Origin of the sequence: Azospirillum agricola, assembly GCF_017876095.1 — a bacterium.
Taxonomy (GTDB): domain Bacteria; phylum Pseudomonadota; class Alphaproteobacteria; order Azospirillales; family Azospirillaceae; genus Azospirillum; species Azospirillum agricola.
In genome coordinates, this window is record NZ_JAGINM010000027.1 from 41,557 (window position 1) to 58,644 (window position 17,088).

Annotated in this window: 23 protein-coding genes; 15 read left to right on the top strand and 8 right to left on the bottom strand. The window is 65.4% G+C overall.

The genetic code is table 11. The features are described 5' to 3' along the window. Positions 1–11: 11 nt before the first annotated feature. From J2847_RS29015 to J2847_RS29060, 10 genes are all read left to right on the top strand, one after another. Entirely contained in the window at positions 12–305 is a 294-nt protein-coding gene (locus J2847_RS29015; protein ID WP_209782217.1) for a hypothetical protein, read from the top strand. After that, positions 302–676 carry a hypothetical protein gene (locus J2847_RS29020; protein WP_209782218.1) on the top strand — a complete coding sequence of 125 codons (375 nt, stop codon included), beginning with the start codon at positions 302–304 and terminating at the stop codon, positions 674–676. Before J2847_RS29015 ends, J2847_RS29020 begins: the two co-directional genes overlap by 4 nt. Continuing rightward, positions 676–2,403 (top strand): SNF2-related protein, encoded by a 1,728-nt coding sequence (locus tag J2847_RS29025; protein ID WP_209782219.1) that lies wholly within the window; start codon positions 676–678, stop codon positions 2,401–2,403. The genes J2847_RS29020 and J2847_RS29025 overlap by 1 nt, the downstream gene beginning before the upstream one ends. After that, entirely contained in the window at positions 2,400–3,602 is a 1,203-nt protein-coding gene (locus J2847_RS29030; RefSeq protein WP_209782220.1) for a phosphoadenosine phosphosulfate reductase domain-containing protein, read from the top strand. The genes J2847_RS29025 and J2847_RS29030 overlap by 4 nt, the downstream gene beginning before the upstream one ends. 11 nt (positions 3,603–3,613) lie before the next feature. Continuing rightward, a complete protein-coding gene (locus J2847_RS29035; protein WP_209782221.1) occupies positions 3,614–3,796 on the top strand; it encodes a hypothetical protein in 183 nt (60 codons plus the stop codon). Further along, positions 3,793–4,752 carry a helix-turn-helix domain-containing protein gene (locus J2847_RS29040; RefSeq protein WP_209782222.1) on the top strand — a complete coding sequence of 320 codons (960 nt, stop codon included), beginning with the start codon at positions 3,793–3,795 and terminating at the stop codon, positions 4,750–4,752. The genes J2847_RS29035 and J2847_RS29040 overlap by 4 nt, the downstream gene beginning before the upstream one ends. Continuing rightward, the gene (locus J2847_RS29045) at positions 4,752–5,315 is read left to right on the top strand and encodes a hypothetical protein (RefSeq protein WP_209782223.1); all 564 of its coding nucleotides are present in this window, start codon (positions 4,752–4,754) and stop codon (positions 5,313–5,315) included. Before J2847_RS29040 ends, J2847_RS29045 begins: the two co-directional genes overlap by 1 nt. A 167-nt stretch (positions 5,316–5,482) precedes the next feature. Next, positions 5,483–6,025, top strand: coding sequence for a hypothetical protein (locus J2847_RS29050; RefSeq protein WP_209782224.1), 543 nt, complete (start codon positions 5,483–5,485; stop codon positions 6,023–6,025). Positions 6,026–6,107: 82 nt separating this feature from the next. Then, positions 6,108–6,587, top strand: coding sequence for an HD domain-containing protein (locus J2847_RS29055; RefSeq protein WP_325169506.1), 480 nt, complete (start codon positions 6,108–6,110; stop codon positions 6,585–6,587). A gap of 257 nt (positions 6,588–6,844) precedes the next feature. Further along, positions 6,845–7,114, top strand: a complete 270-nt coding sequence (locus tag J2847_RS29060; protein ID WP_209782225.1) for a DUF4031 domain-containing protein — start codon at positions 6,845–6,847, stop codon at positions 7,112–7,114. Between the two features lie 14 nt (positions 7,115–7,128). Here the strand turns inward: J2847_RS29060 and J2847_RS29065 are convergent, their stop codons facing one another. The 5 genes from J2847_RS29065 to J2847_RS29085 form a co-directional block, all read right to left on the bottom strand. Continuing rightward, the gene (locus tag J2847_RS29065) at positions 7,129–7,908 is read right to left on the bottom strand and encodes a hypothetical protein (protein WP_209782226.1); all 780 of its coding nucleotides are present in this window, start codon (positions 7,906–7,908) and stop codon (positions 7,129–7,131) included. A gap of 159 nt (positions 7,909–8,067) precedes the next feature. After that, positions 8,068–8,319: a hypothetical protein gene (locus J2847_RS29070; protein ID WP_209782227.1), complete on the bottom strand. Its 252-nt coding sequence runs from the start codon at positions 8,317–8,319 to the stop codon at positions 8,068–8,070. Positions 8,320–8,425: 106 nt separating this feature from the next. Beyond that, positions 8,426–8,800, bottom strand: a complete 375-nt coding sequence (locus tag J2847_RS29075) for a hypothetical protein (RefSeq protein ID WP_209782228.1) — start codon at positions 8,798–8,800, stop codon at positions 8,426–8,428. A 559-nt stretch (positions 8,801–9,359) separates the two neighbouring features. Beyond that, positions 9,360–9,668 carry a hypothetical protein gene (locus J2847_RS29080; RefSeq protein WP_209782229.1) on the bottom strand — a complete coding sequence of 103 codons (309 nt, stop codon included), beginning with the start codon at positions 9,666–9,668 and terminating at the stop codon, positions 9,360–9,362. Positions 9,669–9,916: 248 nt separating this feature from the next. Beyond that, positions 9,917–10,069, bottom strand: coding sequence for a hypothetical protein (locus J2847_RS29085; RefSeq protein ID WP_209782230.1), 153 nt, complete (start codon positions 10,067–10,069; stop codon positions 9,917–9,919). A gap of 544 nt (positions 10,070–10,613) precedes the next feature. Between J2847_RS29085 and J2847_RS34860 the strand changes: the two genes are divergently transcribed. Then, the gene (locus tag J2847_RS34860) at positions 10,614–10,916 is read left to right on the top strand and encodes a BrnT family toxin (RefSeq protein ID WP_209782231.1); all 303 of its coding nucleotides are present in this window, start codon (positions 10,614–10,616) and stop codon (positions 10,914–10,916) included. Continuing rightward, complete coding sequence (locus J2847_RS29095; protein ID WP_209782232.1) at positions 10,852–11,178, top strand: BrnA antitoxin family protein; 327 nt, start codon at positions 10,852–10,854, stop codon at positions 11,176–11,178. Before J2847_RS34860 ends, J2847_RS29095 begins: the two co-directional genes overlap by 65 nt. A 447-nt stretch (positions 11,179–11,625) precedes the next feature. Here J2847_RS29095 and J2847_RS29100 read toward each other — a convergent pair whose 3' ends face one another. The 3 genes from J2847_RS29100 to J2847_RS29110 all read right to left on the bottom strand — a co-directional run bounded on the left by J2847_RS29100 (position 11,626) and on the right by J2847_RS29110 (position 13,505). Beyond that, positions 11,626–12,516, bottom strand: a complete 891-nt coding sequence (locus J2847_RS29100) for an ATP-dependent DNA ligase (RefSeq protein WP_209782233.1) — start codon at positions 12,514–12,516, stop codon at positions 11,626–11,628. A gap of 54 nt (positions 12,517–12,570) precedes the next feature. Continuing rightward, positions 12,571–12,810: a hypothetical protein gene (locus J2847_RS29105; protein ID WP_209782234.1), complete on the bottom strand. Its 240-nt coding sequence runs from the start codon at positions 12,808–12,810 to the stop codon at positions 12,571–12,573. Positions 12,811–12,926: 116 nt separating this feature from the next. Next, positions 12,927–13,505 carry a hypothetical protein gene (locus J2847_RS29110; RefSeq protein WP_209782235.1) on the bottom strand — a complete coding sequence of 193 codons (579 nt, stop codon included), beginning with the start codon at positions 13,503–13,505 and terminating at the stop codon, positions 12,927–12,929. Positions 13,506–15,074: 1,569 nt separating this feature from the next. On the opposite strand from J2847_RS29110, the gene J2847_RS29115 reads away from it, so the two are divergent. The 3 genes from J2847_RS29115 to J2847_RS29125 all read left to right on the top strand — a co-directional run bounded on the left by J2847_RS29115 (position 15,075) and on the right by J2847_RS29125 (position 17,049). Then, positions 15,075–15,353 carry a type II toxin-antitoxin system RelE/ParE family toxin gene (locus J2847_RS29115; protein WP_209782236.1) on the top strand — a complete coding sequence of 93 codons (279 nt, stop codon included), beginning with the start codon at positions 15,075–15,077 and terminating at the stop codon, positions 15,351–15,353. Beyond that, positions 15,353–15,682: a HigA family addiction module antitoxin gene (locus tag J2847_RS29120; protein WP_209782237.1), complete on the top strand. Its 330-nt coding sequence runs from the start codon at positions 15,353–15,355 to the stop codon at positions 15,680–15,682. The genes J2847_RS29115 and J2847_RS29120 overlap by 1 nt, the downstream gene beginning before the upstream one ends. 638 nt (positions 15,683–16,320) lie before the next feature. Then, positions 16,321–17,049: a hypothetical protein gene (locus J2847_RS29125; protein WP_209782238.1), complete on the top strand. Its 729-nt coding sequence runs from the start codon at positions 16,321–16,323 to the stop codon at positions 17,047–17,049. The last annotated feature ends 39 nt before the right edge of the window (positions 17,050–17,088 follow it).

Consider the following 17,088-nt stretch of genomic DNA (forward strand, 5'->3'; position numbering starts at 1 on the left):
GCGAGCGCCCTATGAAGCGTGCATTCCGCCTGCTGGCAGAGGGGGCATGGATTGCCATCCACGTCATCATCTTCATTGCCGGGATAGTGGTCTGGGTGAGCATGTCCCCGTCGATGCAGATCGCATCGGCCATCTTCATGGCCGGCGGCTTGATCGGCGGCGCCATCCACTTTCGCAAGCCGACCGACATCGTGTTGCGCTGTGATGTCATTGACGGCCTGAACGCCACCGTTTCCGGCGGCGGCCACGTCTATGTCGTGGCCCCGAATGCCAAGGGCGTGAATGCGAAAGGAGTCGCTCAATGACCGCCCTCGCCACTGGGGTTGTGGGCGCCGACATCGTGCGCCTGATTGCCGGCCACAGGTTCGACCTCTCCAACGAGAAGGTGGCCCAAGCCGAGCTCGAATCCATTCTGATCAAGGCGGAGATTCCGTTCGAGCGGGAGCATCGGCTTTCGGCCCGCGACATCGTCGACTTCCTTGTCGACGGTGGGGTCGCCGTGGAGATGAAGATTCGCGGTCATCAGAAGATGGCCGTGTACCAGCAGCTCGCCCGGTACGCCCGTCATGAGACAGTGAGGGAGGTGGTGCTGATCACCAATATGGCGATGGGCCTGCCGGAGGAGATCGAAGGCAAGCCTGCGTGGTATGCGTCCCTCGGGCGGGGGTGGCTGTGATGGCCGGCGCTCGCACTTATGGGGGCCTGCGTCTGGTCGAGAACGGCCGAACCTGGGAACTCGACAAGATCGAGCCGCACGTCTCGATCCGGCTGAAGCAGCTTTTCCCCCGGATCCCCAAGGGGGAGATTCCGCCCTACCGTCTGCCGCACACCGACATTCTCGACGCGGATCTGGACTGGTTCACGACCCGCTATCCGCTGGCCATCACGGATGAGGATTATGCCGCGCTCACCGGCGGCCGGACGGAGTTCGAGCGGAAGCAGGCGGAGATGGAGCGGATCCTCCTCCCCACCTATCAGCCGCCAGCCGTGCTCGGGCTCCGGGAGGGGGAGATCCAGCGTCTGTATCAGGCGCAGGCGGTGGCGCTCCTCCAGCGGCGCGGCAAGCTGCTACTGGGTGACGAGGGGGGCTTGGGAAAAACGTACTCGGCGGGCCAGTTCCTGTGCGCAACGCCCGATGCGCTCCCGGCCGCGGTGGTGTGCGACCCGCACATGCAGAAGCAGTGGAAGGAGAAGCTGGAGACGCACACGAATCTCCGGGTGTGCGTGATCAAGGTCGGGACGCCGTTCATCACCAAGGTGGTGAAGGGTGAGCGGGTGTCGGTGCCCTACGAGCTGCCGCCGGCCGATGTCTACGTGTTCCGGATCTCCCAGATCGCGGGATGGGCGGAGATCTTCGCCACCGGCCTGTTCCGCTCGGCCATCTACGACGAGCCACAGTCGTTGCGCACGGGCGCCGGCACGGCCAAGGGCCAAGCGGCGAAGGTGCTGTCGGCAAACGTGATCTACCGATGCGGCCTCACCGCGACGCCGATCTACAATTACGGCACCGAGATGTGGAACGTGATGCAGTTCATCGACGACACGGTCCTCGGTGACTGGGACGATTTCCGCCGCGAGTGGTGCAACGATCTGGGCAAGATCCGGGATCCCAAGGCGCTTGGAACTTACCTACGGGAACAGCACGCCATGCTCCGCCGGCTGAAGGCCGACGTCGGGCTGGAACTGCCGAAGGTGTCGCGCATCGTCGAGCACGTGGAGAACGACGCCGGGGAGCTGCGCAGCATCGAGGAGTTGGCGCACAAGCTGGCGATCCGCGCGACAACGGGCGCGTTCACCGAGCGCGGCCAAGCCGCCCGTGACCTCGACATGATGGTCAGGCAGCAGACGGGCATTGCGAAGGCCAAGGCGGTGGCGCAGTTCGTGCGCATGCTGTTGGAAGCCGACGAGCCGGTGGTGCTCTGGGGCTGGCACCGGCAGGTCTACGAGATCTGGCTCCGGGAGCTCGCCGAGTTCCATCCGGCCATGTACACGGGATCGGAAACCGCATCGGCCAAGTGCAAGAGCCTGGACGCCTTCCTGGCGGGCGAGACGGATCTCCTCATCATGTCGTTGCGCTCCGGCGCCGGTGTCGATGGGCTCCAGCATCGCTGCTCCACCGGCGTCTTCGGTGAGCTCGACTGGTCCCCCGGCATTCACCAGCAGTGTGTTTGGCGCCTGGACCGCGACGGCCAGAAGAATCCCGTCACCGCCTTCTTCCTGGTGACCGACGACGGGAGCGACCCGCCCATCATGGAAGTGCTCGGAATCAAGGCCAGCGAGGCGCAGGGCGTCGTTGACCCGCACCTGGGGGTGCAGCAGGTCGACACGGACATGTCGAACGTCCGGAAGCTGGTGGAACGGTATCTCGACAAGAAGCGCAGCAGCGCGAAGGAGGCGGCATGAACCGCGCACAATCCACCCTCTGGGACGACATGCGGACCACGCTGTCCGATGCCATCGACCTCACGGCGCAGAGCCTGTGCGCCTACGGCCCCCAGCACGAGCATTGGGCGATCGCCTACAGCGGGGGCAAGGACAGCTCGGCGACGCTGACTGTTATCATGCACCTGATCGAGACCGGGCGTGTGCCGGCCCCGAAGTCGCTGACGGTCGTCTACGCCGACACGCGGATGGAACTGATCCCGCTGGCTCACGCCGCGCAGCAGATCATGGCGCATCTCCGCGCCCGCGGCATCGATGTCCGGATCGCCGTAGCGCCCATGGACCTGCGCCTGCTGGTTTACATGCTCGGGAGGGGCGTGCCGCCGCCCTCGAACTCGTTCCGTTGGTGCACCCGCCAGATCAAGGTGGAGCCGATGCAGGAGGTGTTGGCGAACATGCTGTTCAGCACGCCCGGCACAATCCTGATGCTAACCGGAGTCCGTGTCGGCGAGAGCGCCCAGCGTGACGCCCGGATCGCGCTCTCCTGCGGCAAGGACGGCGCCGAATGCGGTCAGGGCTGGTACCAGGAAGTGCTGCCCGAAGCGCCCGGCATCCGGGGGCGGATCGCGACGCTCGCGCCGATCCTGCACTGGCGGGTGTGCCAAGTCTGGGACTGGCTGATGTTCGAGGCCCCGGCGCTGGGCTGGCCGACCACCGACATCGCCGTGGCCTACGGCGGAGATGAGGCGGCGGAGATCAACGCCCGCACCGGCTGCACCGGCTGCGCCCTGGCCAGCCGGGACGTCGCGCTTGAGACGGTAATTCGGTCTCTGCTCTGGGCTTACCTCACGCCGTTGATGGGCCTGAAGCCGCTGTACCGTGAACTGCGCCTCCCGAAGTGGCGGCTGCGCAAGACGGGGCTGGACGCGGACGGAGCGGTCGCCACCGGCAAGAACAAGCAGCGCATGGGCCCCCTCACGCTGGACGCACGGCGGATGGGTCTGGAGCGAGTGCTGGGCATCCAGAACGAATGCAACGAGGCGGCAACCCGGCTCGGCCGCCCACTGGTCGACCTGATCAACCCGGAAGAGGAGAGCCGGATCCGCGAGCTGATCGCCGCGGAGACGTGGCCGCAAGGCTGGGATGGCGACGAGCCGACCGGTGACGTGCCGCTGGACACGGTCTACGCCGACGGCCTGATCCAGAAGCTGCTGGTCTGAGGAGAGCCCGCATGACCAGAGCCCACGACATCGCCGTAGAGCACTGCCTCACCATGAAGCTTGCCGGCCTGAAGCCGTGCGACGTCCTCGCGCCGATCGGCTTCCCCCACAACCCCCAGACCAGTTGGGATGCGGCCGTCCGGCTGGTGGCCCGCGCCTGGTCGAAACTCGACACCAAGAGGTCTGCATCATGACGGCCGAGCAGCAGCAGGAGAAGAAGCGGCATCCGTGGTTGAAGTGGTATCCGGCCGATTGGCGCCAGGAGATCACGCTCCGCACATGCAGCCGGGCGGCGCGGTCTCTGTGGCTCGACATGCTCGGCCTGATGCATGAGTCGGCCGTGCGTGGTCACCTTCTCATCAACGGTGTGGCGCCGGACGTCATGACTCTGGCCGATGCTCTGGGGGATTCGCCGCGGGACATTCGCCGCTGGCTGGATGAACTGGAGTTGAAAGGGGTTTTCAGCCGCCTTGAAGATGGGACCATCATCTCCCGGCGCATGGTCCGCGACACCGCGAAGGCGGCGCGCGACAAGGCGAACGGCAAGACCGGCGGCAACCCCAAGCTTAAGGCTTCCGATAACCCCGAGGGGCCGAAGGGGGATAAGGAGGGGGTTAACCCCCAGGATAAAGCCCATATGCCAGAGGCCAGAATCCAGAATGTTGTTGTTCCGGCGGATGCCGAAACCAACAACAACGGATCGGATTTGATCGAGGCATTCGATGCTGCGCTTATCGCCACGTGGGGCGAGAGAGCGCGTCGGAGGAAGCCGCACGCCACCGACGCCAAGACTGCGCGCCAGTGGGCAGCAGACGGCCTGACCACGAGCATGGCGGCCGAGGTGTTCCGGATCCACTGCGGGAAGATGCAGGAACGGGGCACCGCGCGTTTGCCCTGGAGCCTCAAAGTCTTCGAGGACGATGTGCGCGGGGCCTTGGCCGCCGCCGCTGCGCGCCCGGTCGCCGCTGCATCGGGTGAGCGGCGCGAGAGCGATGACCGTGCTCGGTGGCGCTCTCGGCTGACGGGCTATGCCGCCGGCAGCCCCTGGGTGACCGGGTGGGGGCCGAAGCCGGGAGAGCGCGGCTGCGATGCGCCGGCGGATCTCGTTGCCGAGATCCTCGGCGACCTGCGCCAGGAAGTCGCGCTCTGATGGCCAAGCGGCAATCTCCCTTCCGTGTCGAGTGCGCCCAGTGCGGCGCGACCGATCTGTTCATGCCGGGGTCCCTGACAGCGGGATGGACGCCGGTCCACGCCCAGGCGGAGGCGAAGGGCTGGTCAGGGCTGCGCGCCCGTCCTCTCTGCCCGTTGTGCACCGCCTCGGCCAACCGTTCGGCAACCTCCCCCACCACGAAACCCCCGGCATGCGCTGCGCGGCCGGCGATGACGCAGGAGAACACGATGGGCACGAATCCCGCCGGCAGCAAGGCGGAGACTGCGCAGGTCCGGGAGCCGTCGCTGGCCGAGACGGCGACGATCTTTAAGAAGCTGGACGAGGTCTTTGAGCGCGGTCGCTATCTCGACCGGTGGTCGGATCGCAAGGTCGGGGAAGCGCTGAATCTCCCCTGGGCATTGGTCGCCAAGGTGCGCGAGCAGCTGCTGGGCCCGCTCAAGGAGGACCCGGCAATCACCGCTTTGCGCAGTGAGGTCGAGCAGCTCGAAGAGATGGTCCTGGAGGTGAAGGAAAAGCTCCGGGTGATGTCGGCGGCGGCCTGAGCGTAAACGAAAACCGCCGCCCGGCTGGTCCCCGGAGCGGCGGTGAATTCGTAAACAACATCCACGTTGGAAATTATCCAAAAGCACAACCTAAGTCAACGTGGGGGTAATCCATGAGTGCGGTTCCTGCGAGCAAGCCTCGGTCCGAACGCGCAAGCCGTCGCGCGATGATGCCGATCTCCACCGACATGGGAACGCCGGAGCGGGCGCTTCGGTCGGAGGGGATTGTCGTCGAGGCGCGGTCGATCTCTTCCGGCGGGATGATCCTCGCCGAGGGCGCTCGGGTGAAGGCGGAGAACGGGCTGGAACGGCTGTTCCTCCGCTGCCAGATCGTCGACCGTCAGTTCCAGGCGGGGATGCGGTTTCGTGCCCTGTTCGCCCAGGCTGCCATGCCGGCGCAGATGACGAGCAGCTACGGTCAGCGCCGCGGGGGCGGCGGCGGACGGGAGGAGGAGGCTGACGCGCGGAACACGATGCGCAAGGCGATGGTGGGGGCGAAGCTCGCCGTCGAGCGGAAGGACGGCCAGCCGCTGCGCCTCACCACCACAGGGGAGACGCTGCAGCCTGTCGGTGGGGGCGTGTGCGTCACGCCGGCCGGCGCCGCGGTGATGGAAGCGGCCGGGCTGGACGGGGATAGGTATCGGCTTCAGGATCTCCGCGCTGGGCTCAGCGCTTTGGCGGACTACTGGCGGATCGAGACAGAAGACTGAACGGAACGGGGCCGGGCGGCGGGGAAACATCCCCGCGCCAAGCCGGGTGCGGTAGTAACTGGAATGTCGAAGGGGAATGTGAGTGGCGAAATTCATGTTGGGCACGTTCTGGTATCGGGAAACGCTCGCCCTGGCCCAACGGCTGCACGACGGCCAGACCGATAAGGCGGGTGAGCCCTATTGGCGGCATCTGGAGCGGGTCGCGCAGCGGCTGGTGGAGCGGTTCCCCGACGCGACGAAGGCCCAGGTCCAGGCCGCCTTACTGCACGACGCGATCGAGGACGCCGGGGTGTCCGCCGAAGACCTCCGCGCCGCGGGGATCGAGGAGGAGGCCATCGTCGCGATCCAACTGGTCAGCCGGAACCTGGGCCCGGCGGGCAGCTATCTGGAATGGATCGGCCGGATCGCCGCCAGCGGGAATGTCACGGCGATCCGGGTCAAGCTGGCCGACAACCTGGACAACAGTGATCCCGCCCGGGTTGCTGCCCTCCCCGCCGGCCCCCGGATGGTCGCCGAGAAATATGCCCCGGCGCGGGCGATCCTTGAGCGTGCGTTGCGATGAGCCGGAGAGCGAAGGTTCCCAGTGCGGCCCAAGCCAAGCGGATCGCCTATCTGTGGGGCGGAGGCAAGTCGTTTCCACATTACGCGACGTTGAACGCAACGAATGACGTTCTGGTCAGAGAGGGGTGGGTGGAGTCCGTGGGGGAGGAGATCACCTTTCCCAATGGGGCAAAGGGCGCCGTCTACGCTGTCAGCGCGGCGGGGGTAGAAGCTCTGGGGGCTTTCCTGGCGTCGCGGCGACCGGACTGAGGAGGCAACATGGCGGTCTACGTCGACAAGCAGCGCAACCGCTACCGGGGGATGGTCATGTGCCACATGCTGGCTGACACACTGGAGGAGCTGCACGCGATGGCCGACAGAATCGGTATGCGGCGGGAGTGGTTCCAGGGTGATGCCTCCACGCCGCACTATGACGTGTGCCTCACCCGTCGTTCACTCGCAATTCAGTATGGCGCGGTGGAGATTGGCCGGCGGGAAACCGTCGCGTTGATACGACGGCTCCGTCTATTACGCTACGTCAGTGCCTGATCAAGTGGCGAGCTTCAGAAGAGGCTGCCCGGCAGAACCTCGATTGCCTCCACCACGATGGTTTCGCCGCGCTTCTCGCCGGTGACCTTGAGTACCCGACCATGGTAACCCTCGGCCTGCCCCCTGCTGAGCGGAGGGGAGGTTCGCCACGATCCGCCCCATTCATGAGGTGGCGCCCCTGTTCCCATGAGGTCGTATTCGAGGAACAGCGGACGGTCGAGATTGCGAAGGGATACGCTGGCAAGCCAACTGCCGTGCATTTCCTCCGCGGGCACCTGCTCGACCTCCTCAACCGGCCACACGTCCTCCGGAAATCCGGAGCGCAGAGCTTCTGCGGCGCCCGGAATGGCGTCGCGGTCGAAGACCCACCAATCCATCAGCACCCGCGTCGCGCTGTTTGGTGGCAGATCCTCATTCGGGATTCCGATGGACGTGCGCATCACCAGTGCGTTTTTGTACAGGACGGCATGGATGGCAAGGATGTGCTGGCCCGACGCCGCTTTCCCCTCCAGGACCGCAGAGGGGGCGCCACCACTATAGCTGCTCTCCGCTTCGGGCCAGATCGAGGAGGTATTGTCCAGGCAAAGCGGCAAGGCGGCCTGCAGCGCGGCGACGAGCTTCCGCCGGATAGTGGCATTGGAAATTCTGTAAGTTCGTGTCCCGTCATCAGCAAACCGGAGCGTTACCGCTGCGCGCCCATCTGGCAGCGTCTCCGCAGATACATGGCGAACATGCGAGCAGAGAATGGCTTCGGTATAGGTGTGGTCGATGAAGTAGACGGGCGAGTGGAACATAGGGCCTCACGCTTGAGCAAGTGGGTTGCCGGCACTGCGGCACTCCGTCGTAAACCACAGCCTAGCACGCCTCGCGTGGCAACTGCGCGCACTCATGCCGCAGCGCTCTGACGGCGGTGACCATGAGCGGCGTTCGGACATATCGGATTTTCTGGAAAATCAGATGGGGGCTTTGTCCCACGGGCGCAGCCCCGCCAGCCGCTCGACCAGCGCCACCTCGGCCGAGAAATCGGCCGCTCCGCCGTCGAGGTCCTCGGCGATCTCCTCCGCCAGCTCCCAGATCGGCTCGCGCGGCGTGACGGTTCCCGCGCCGTAGCCGTTGACCACGGCCATGGCCATGGCGTGCAGCCGGAGCAGCTGCGCCCGCACCCGCAGCCGGCGCGCTTCCGAAATGTCGTCGCTGCGGTCCACCGCATCGACGGCGCGGAGCAGGTCGGCGGCGGCGGGAGCGTTCGCGCTTGCAGCCGGTCCAGGGTTTCCTGGTCGACCGGGCCATACCGCGTCTCAATCGTCTTGCTCATGCGCTCCCCTTATCACATCCGGCCGCAAGCGCGAACGCTCCCGCCGCCGCCTCCCACAGCGCCACCACCCGCTCGCCGGTCCAGCACAGCTGACGGCGCGCCAGCCCGGCCGCCTCCTCGATGGTGAGCGCGCGCACGGTCACTGTCTCGACGCCATCGCGCCGCAGGATCACCGCGCGCCAGTCCACTTTGTGGGCCTCGCGGTCGGCCGCCGCCGTCTCGGCCCGGATCTGTGCCGGCGACTTCCACGCCCAGGTCCGGGCGATCAGGTCGGCGCCGGCCTCGGTCAGCGCCCAGCCCTGGCCACCGCGCGGCCCCGGCGCCGGCACCGCCAGCCCGCGCGCCACCCACGCCGCGGTCAATTCGGCCACGCGCTCCTTGGTCATCGGCGTCCGCTGGTCGCGGAACGTCAGCTGGGCGGCGACGTCGGCCGCTGAGCGCCGCCGCCCTGGTGGCCGTTCTAAGCAGAGGGGACGGGAGGCGCCGCGGCGATATCGCTGGCTGCCGCCTCTCAGACTGCCCCCCGTTACTTCCGTGGGACCTAGTTCCTACGGCCGAGGTCATCCCCCCTACGGGCTTTCCGGCTATCAAACCAGACTGCCTAGAAAGCTTCAGACTGGACACCAGATTCAGAATCGTACCGCCGGACGGTGCTTTGTCCGGCGGTCGATCCCGCAACCCCAAAAGTGGAGACCACGACGCTCGACATCGCGGTAAGCCTGCGCGTCCGCCTGCGCGTTCGCCGCTGGACGCTCACCGTCAGCTTCGGCCGCCGGTGAGCGACAACGGGAGCGGTGTTCGCCCACCGCTCCCGTTCCTTGATGTCGTTCCGAAAGACGCCGTTGCAAGGCGGCGTCTGGCCATCCGCCGAGCCCCCCCCGAACGCCCGGCATATGCGCCTCAGCACCAGAGACCTCGGCCCTCGCCCGATCAGTCGATCAGGCTGCCCTCGACCTGTTGCACCACAGCCGCGTTGACAGCGATGCAGTCGCCTGTTGCGCGGCTGTCCGCCCCGAGCGTCAGCCAGTACACGGAGGGAAAGGCGCCGGCCGTGGCGTTGAACAGATGCACCACCAGCTTTCCGTCGGCGCTGATGGCTTCGCACTGGCCGGTGACGTGCCCGCCCCCCGGGTTGGTAGCCGAAAAGGTTCCATCGTCGAATTCCACCTTCACAGTCCAGGGGTGGGGGTGTCCCGGCGTGCGCGTGGTACCTTCGAAACGCTTCCACATGATGGACATGGACGTTTCCTCTCCGCTGTTCGCGTGCGGCGTGATCGCGCACGCACTCACCATTGTCCTGAATGCAACGTTTCCTCCGCAAAGGTTTATCTTGGGTCACCAATAGCCAATTCTGCCTAGTACGGCTTAGGTGTTTTTCCGTTTTCGGCGGTTCCGCCGCGCCCGGCACTCCATTCGTTGGGTTGGGTCTTCACGACTCACAACCCGACTGGCGAATGCCGCGACGGGCGCCGGAGCGGCCTTGCCCCCTACCAGACGAGGCGACTGGCGGGGCGGCAGAACGCGGGCTCGAACGCGACGCTGTTCGAGGCGAGGCTGGCGGCGTTCTGGCTGTTGTCGATGTTGATGCGGTAGGGCTCCGGGTCGCCGATCAGCGCCGTGACGAAGTCGTTGGCGATCACATAAGACCCTGATCCACCCCGGAAGCCCCAGCACCGACCGGCTGCACGCCACCTACCTCGGCACCCCGCACGATCCCGGCCCCATCACCATCCGGCGGCTGCGCCTCGCCCCTCCCAAGATCGGGGCGGAGGAGACCGCGGCGATTTACGCCCGGCAGGATGCGATCGATCAGGCCCGGGCGCGCGACATCCTATTCCGCTGGGCCGAGGAGGAGGACGCCCGTTCCAAGAAGATCTGGGCGGACCACCTCAGGGACTACCTCAAGGATCACCCCATGCCGCCGCGCTCGACCTGATCCGGAGGCTCGACCACCGCGCTCCCGAACGGCGCCGTCCACGCGAACCGCGGTCAGGCGATTTGAGGATTGACAACGGCCCCTCTCGGCGTATATACAAAACGTATTGACGATATGGAGGTGTTTCAGCACCCCCATATCGCCATGTCCTCCGCGCGGGAATCCTGCCCGCGTGATCTTAGAAGGAAGCGAATCGATGATTGATTTCAACCTGGGCCTGAGGCCGCGAAACCTGTGTGAGGAAGAGAATGGAATTCGAATGGAACGCTGAAAAGGCCGAAAAGAACCTTAAAAATCACAAGGTTGACTTTGAGAAGGCTATTTGTGTATTCGAGGGGCCAACGGTGGAGCGGGTCGATCCGCGCAACTACGGTGGCGAAACTCGGTTTGTAACTTTTGGAATTGTGGACGGCCGTCTTCTGGCGGTGGTCTACACTTGGCGCGGCAACACCTGCCGCATCATATCGGCAAGAAAGGCCAACGAACGTGAGCAACGAGCGTATCATTCGGCGCTCCTTAGTCACGGCTCGGAAACCGACAGCTCCGACTGAATGGTCGGAGTTTGATGCCCAGACCGATGCCGACATCGAGGTCGCTGTTCGCAGCGACCTCGATGCCGCTCCCTTGGCCGACGACGCATGGTTTGAAACCGCCCGCGTCGTCGAACCCAACACCAAGCAGGCGGTGAGCATTCGGCTGGACCGAGACGTGCTGGAGTGGTTCCGCACCCACAGCGACCGTTACCAGACCAAGATGAACAACGTTCTCCGTGCCTATATGGAGCACGAAAAGCGCGCCAGAACCGGCGCCTAACCCTCTCCCCCAACCGACAAAGGCGCTCCGCGAACCGGGGCGCCTTTGTCATGTTCGCGGCGACAGAGTATGGGCGTTATGGAACGCCCCCCCCAGGCTCACGTCGCCGCCGGGCGTCCAACCGCTCGCGCTCTGCCGTCGCTAGGGTGATCCAGTACCGCCGATGCCGAATCCTGCCACTCGTCGGCGCGCTGCGCCAGAGCCTCGAAGCGGGACGCCACCCCCCTCGGTTACTCCGGCCGCGCGCCCCGCCTCGACCAGCACGTCGACGGAGGCGGGCTTGTTAGTCTTTCGCATCATCGTCTTCTTGGATGGTGCGCGGCAGGCAACCTCGCAGGCTCTGGCCCGGCGCCGAGTGATTTGATACGGTTGTGATGGTGTCAAGAATTGTGGCTGCTGCTCCCAAAAGCCGCACGGGGGTGCGAGGCCCGAAAGCCGTAGGCGGGGTCAGGCGACGTCGTCGATATGCCGAAACCCGAGGAACACCGGCAGTCGTGGTCGATCCTTGGTACCGCAGGGCTGATACTTCACCTTGACCAGCTTCCCGACGAGGCCGTCGCGGCTCGACCAGAGTTCTGCACGCTGCGCATCGGAGAAGCCGGATCCGACATTGAACGGGAGATCGAAGGACGGGGCGCGACAGACCAGAGCGCCAAGGATGCCGGCGGCCAACAGGCCCTCACGGCTGATGCTGCGTTCGGTGTAGCCGAGGGCGTTGACGGTGGCGGCGTTGGCGTTCCGGTGCAGCTCCTCCACGCCGATTACCTCGGCCTCGAAGTCGACGAACCGCTTCAGCTTCAGCAACCCGGCTTCCGCCAGTGTGGAGCGGCCGAACTTGTAGGCGGCATCGGGGCGGCGGAGCATGACGCCCTCGTACCCCGCGCTGAGGCATTCTGCCTCAAACGCTTCCAGGTCGGCCGGGCAGGTCACCAAGCGCTGTTCGACGATCCGGACGAAGGGTGGGAGATCCCTGCCGCGCAGCTGCTGCAGGCGGTCCGAAAAGCCCTGGGAGGGGTCGGACAGGTCGTCGAAGACATGGAAGGTGAAGGCGGGCTTGCCCTTCTTGGTCATGATGGCGGAGGTGGAAACGCTGAACGCATCGAAGGCCGTCGGATCGCCGGCCGTGATCTCGCCGTCCAGGTCGCGCAACCCCTCAGCCGCGAGCATGGCGCGGATGTGCTCGTTCGGGATCGGGCGCAGCGTGTTGGACAGCGCACCTGCGTCGGGGCGGGTCACGCAACGGATCCCATCAATCTTGGGCGATGCGAGGAGGGGATAGGGGAGGTCGGTGATCGAGCCGGCGGATTCGGCGCGCATGGGCTTGAACGGCTTGTCCATGGTGGTTCTCCATCAGGTATCGACGAACCGGCCGGCGCTGCGCCGGTGCGGGGGTCAGACGGGGAGGGAGGAGGGGTCGGCGAACTGGGGCTGGCCGTTGAGCAGGTCCGACGCGGCTTGGAGTTCGTCGCGATCGGCGCAGCAGATGCGAAGAAGTTCGTCGTACCGCTTCAGCGTTGCGACCGAACCGATCCATCGGCCGCCCAGATGGGCTTCGAGCTTGCGCGCTGAAACCCGGGTGATGCTGTAGTCCTGGAAGTCGAAGCTGGAGCCGACCGCGATGTGAAAGGCCATGGTTCGCCTCAGAGAAAGGCCGCCGGACCCGTGAGCCCGGCGGCAAGTCGATCCGGAATGCATCGCGCGGGGAGCGCGGTGCGGGCGGTGCGGTAGGAGCCGCGTTTTTCCTCGTTTCAGGCGTAGCTGGACTCGTGATGGCCGCGGTAAATCCGCATGGAGCCGACCTCCGTGAAATCGGTCCGGGTCGCCCATTGGCAGTCGGAAATCTTGATGCCGTTGGCCTGGGCCTTCCGGCGGATGGGTTCGCCGACATACTCGCCGGGCTGCGGGGCGGTCAGTTCCTGGCACCACCCGGTGCTCTTGCGGACCTTTGCGACCTGACGCAACACCACCATGGCGCCGCGGACCTCGACAACTTCGAAATACTCGACGTTCGTCTGCTCGTAGCCCCAGCACGTGTTGAGGATGTCACCAACCTTGTAGTCGTTCTGGTACTGGCGCCGCTCGTCGCGCCGCTTCTGCGCAGCGGCAAGCGTCTTCCGTCGGGATTCGAAGTACATGACAACGCACTTTTCCCGGCGGGCGGCGCTGCTGAAGGAGAAATGGTAATCGGGTTTCCCGGCCTTGCCATGGTAGCCGATGGCCATCAGGCGCCCATTGCGCTCGTAGATGTAGGCCACGGCGTCGGACTGCTTGTCGGTCACCTTGACGGCGCCGGGCGGGGTGTAGCGGGGGAGATTGCGGGAAGCCATGATCTGCCTCTTCGGGTGCGCCATGAAGGGCGTAGGGGAATTTGGGAGGGACGGTGCAGCCATCGCGTATGCGGGCTGGGATCGGGTCCCGATGGCTCACATATAGCGAACAAAGTTCGCTCCGTCAACGGGAAAGCTCGGCTTGTGCGAAAAAAGTTCGCGCGGTATATTCTGTTGATGGACAGGCAGCAATTCGAGGCGTGGCGCCAGGAAATGGGCCACACCTCAACGACCCAAACCGCTGAAACCTTAGGGGTTACGAAGCGTCTCGTTGAAATGTATCGGGCCGGCGGGAAGCCGGTTAGCCGAACGGTTGAGCTTTTGTGCGAAGCGCTGCGCCGGCTGAACAGGATTGATGCGGCAGTGCGAGGCGAAAAAAGTTCGCAGCAATAGCTTGCGGAAGCGAAAATAGTTCGCTACGATCGTTCCCAGATGAAACACGCGTTCGCTTTGGCTGAGCGCGCCTCACTGGAGATACCGCGATGTCGCAGATGCCCGCCGCCGCCTTCGGAACCACTGCCTTCCAGTGCGGTGCGCACCGGGCGGAAGTCACCATCGAGAGCGATCGCCGCACCTATCGCGTCGGTCGCCTGCGGATCGTCCAGTACGCCGCGCACAAGCCCGACGGCGGGCTGCCGTTGTTCAGCGAAGAGGCTGACACAGCCCGCGACCGCATCCTAGCCAAGGCCGGAAAGCGTCGTCACAAGCCGTCGAAGGCCGGTGGGGCTGGCCGGGTTGATCGCATGGATCAGCAGCGCATGGCGATCGAGTATGCCCGCTGGCTGGCTGTCCGCGACGGGATCGACCTGCCGTTATCCTGCAAAGGGGTGGTGTCCTACGAATCGGTTCAGGTGCCTGGCGCAACGCGTGCGGAGTGCCGTCCCTTCCAGGTCACTTTCTGGTCAGATGTGAAGTACACCCGCTATGGGCAGAGGGAGGAGGCCGCCGGTGAGGTGCTGGCGCGGATCGAGATCCCGCACTGGGATCACGTCCCGACGGTGGAGGAGGTGAGCATCGAGCCAGAGCAGGCGCAGCCGAGCGACGTTTCGCACGCGGCCGGCGCTGAAGTCGTGGCCGCTGAGCAGAACGACACCCCCGCTCCCATCGCGGCGGACGCGCCTTGCGCGGTGTATGTGGTCGCGGTTGAGGCAACACCGGCCGGGATGGCGGCCCACGCTACGGTGCACGTGGTCACCCATCTCGCGCCCCTGGGGGAGGCTGGCACCTTTACGTGCGCCAGTTCCATCCTTGGCGACACCCCTCGGTATCGAGGGGGAGGGGCGGCCGACAAGGCTCATGCCCATGGTGTCAGAGCCGCAGTAGCGCACGCGACCAAGGCCCATGGAGTGGGCAGGGTTTACGCCGTGGACTCGTTCGATGCGCTGCGAAGCGTGCTCGCCAGATGGGCTGAGGAGGCGGCGGCGCGGTCGGAGACAGGGAAGACGGAAGCCCCGGCCAACGATGGCAGTGCGGCACCCCAGCGCCTGGAAAATGTTACCCATGAGGTAACGAAACTCTTGCGCCCCGTCTCGCGTAATGTTACCTATAAGGTAACAGACGGGGGCAAGAATGCCGATCACGGCCATCAAGCACAAGGGGTTACGAGAGCTGTTCGAGAAAGGGCGTTCCGGCAAGGTCGCGAAGAACCTGCAGGCCAACGCCATTCTCATCATGGACCATCTGGACGCAATCGCGTCGCTGGAAGACTGCGAGGGGGTCAAGGATTTTCACCCCCTCAAAGGCGACCGCCTAGGCGAGTACAGCATGCACGTGTCCGGAAACTGGTGCATCACGTTCACTTTTGACGGAACGGATGTTACGATTCTGGACTTGGAGGACTATCACTGATGACCGAGCTTCGTCGTAACCGCCGCCCCTCCGTCCCCGGTGCGATCCTGAAGGCGCACTTCATGGAGCCGCGCGGTATCAGCGTGACGGCCTTGGCTGAGGCTCTGGGCCTCAGCCGTAAGCACGTCAGCCAGATCATCAACGGGCACAAGCGCGTGGAGCCGACCACGGCGGCCCGGCTGTCCAAGGTGCTCGGCACCACTCCGCGCTTCTGGCTGAACCTGCAGGCCGCCGTAGACGAATGGGATGCGTCGGAGGAGCTTGCCGACTGGACGCCGGTCGCGACCTTCGCGGCTCCGGCCGCGCCCGACCACATGGGGGCCGATTGAACCGCATGCCGACGGTGGTCGGCAACGGCTCCGACGTGTTGCGCGCCTGGCTCCAGGCGACCCGCAACGTTGGCCGCGCCGCTCCGCCGCCTTATGGCGCCGCCACCCCTCAGCGTCCCTGATCTAGCCCGTCCCGACCGCCTCGACGTACCAAAGCCCGGCCGCTGAAAAGCGCCGGGCTTTGTCATGCCCGCCCGCCGGCATCCGCCGCGCGGGCTTTCTGCATTGGAGCTGCCGCTCATGATCCCGCCAGCGACCCCGTCAGCCCTACGGCAGGCGGTTTGGAGCAGCTCTCCGCGATCGGGCGCTCCAATGGGCGCTGGATGGCCTCTGTCTGCTGTGCCGCACAGGTGGCGCGGGCTTGGCCGGACCGCATCAGGCGCGCGCCCTGGCGCCACCTGCGGCCCGGCCAGCCCTCCGGGTCCTTCCAGGGCCAAATGCCCGCGGGGTGGTTACCTAGCCATATTCGAACGTTTTTCGGCCTCGCGGTCAATGCAACCACCGAGTTGCGCAACCGAAAGCCACGTTAAGAACGTGCTGTAACGCTTTGTAACTAAATTATAAACCGCTGTTCACCGAAATCCATCATGGTTGCGCGCTTCCGTCGAATCGGTTGCGCGCCGAGCAGGAGTTGCGCCATGGCCAGACGTCGCCTTTTGACGAAAACCGAGTACGCGAAGCATTGCGGAGTGGACAAGGCCCAGCCCGGCCGCTGGGTCAAGCGGGGCATGCCGACTGCCGGTCCAAACGGGGACCTGATCGACCCTGAGGTCGCTGATACATGGCGAGCCGCGAACATCGACGCCAGCAAGCCGAAGGCTAAGGCGCACCAGATCGATCGGCTATCGTCCCCGCCACCAGATGTGAAGGCGGCGGCTGTGGCGCCGAGGCCCGCCAAGCCGGCCAGGGCGCCAGATCCCGCGGCTCTTGATGAGGCGGATTCACAGCCTGACGGTCTTTCGCTCGAAGGGGCTGTTATCCAGTTCGCCGACGGCACGAAGATAGACATCAAGAGCCTTCCGAACCTGAATGCGCTGAACCAGATCGACAAGTGGTATTCGGGCGAGCTGAAGCGGCGGGAAATCCTTGTTCACGATCGAGATCACCTGCCGAAGGCCGACCTCTATGCCGCGACGGATGCGCTGATCTCCATGTTCCGGGCTCGTGTGATGGGGCTCGGCCGGCGATGTGCACCGATGTTGGAGGGGCGCTCGTTGGCGGAGCGCGCCGAGGTCATTCAGGATGAGTGCCGGAAGGTGCTGGAGGACTTGGCGAAGAAGCTGGCTGACTCCGCTACGGGCGATGTGTCCGTTAACGAGGAGGCGGAGACCGAAGACGAGGGCTCGACCGAGAAAGAATCGGATTAGCTCTTACCCTTGCCGCCGTGTTCGCCCGAGCTGTTGCCT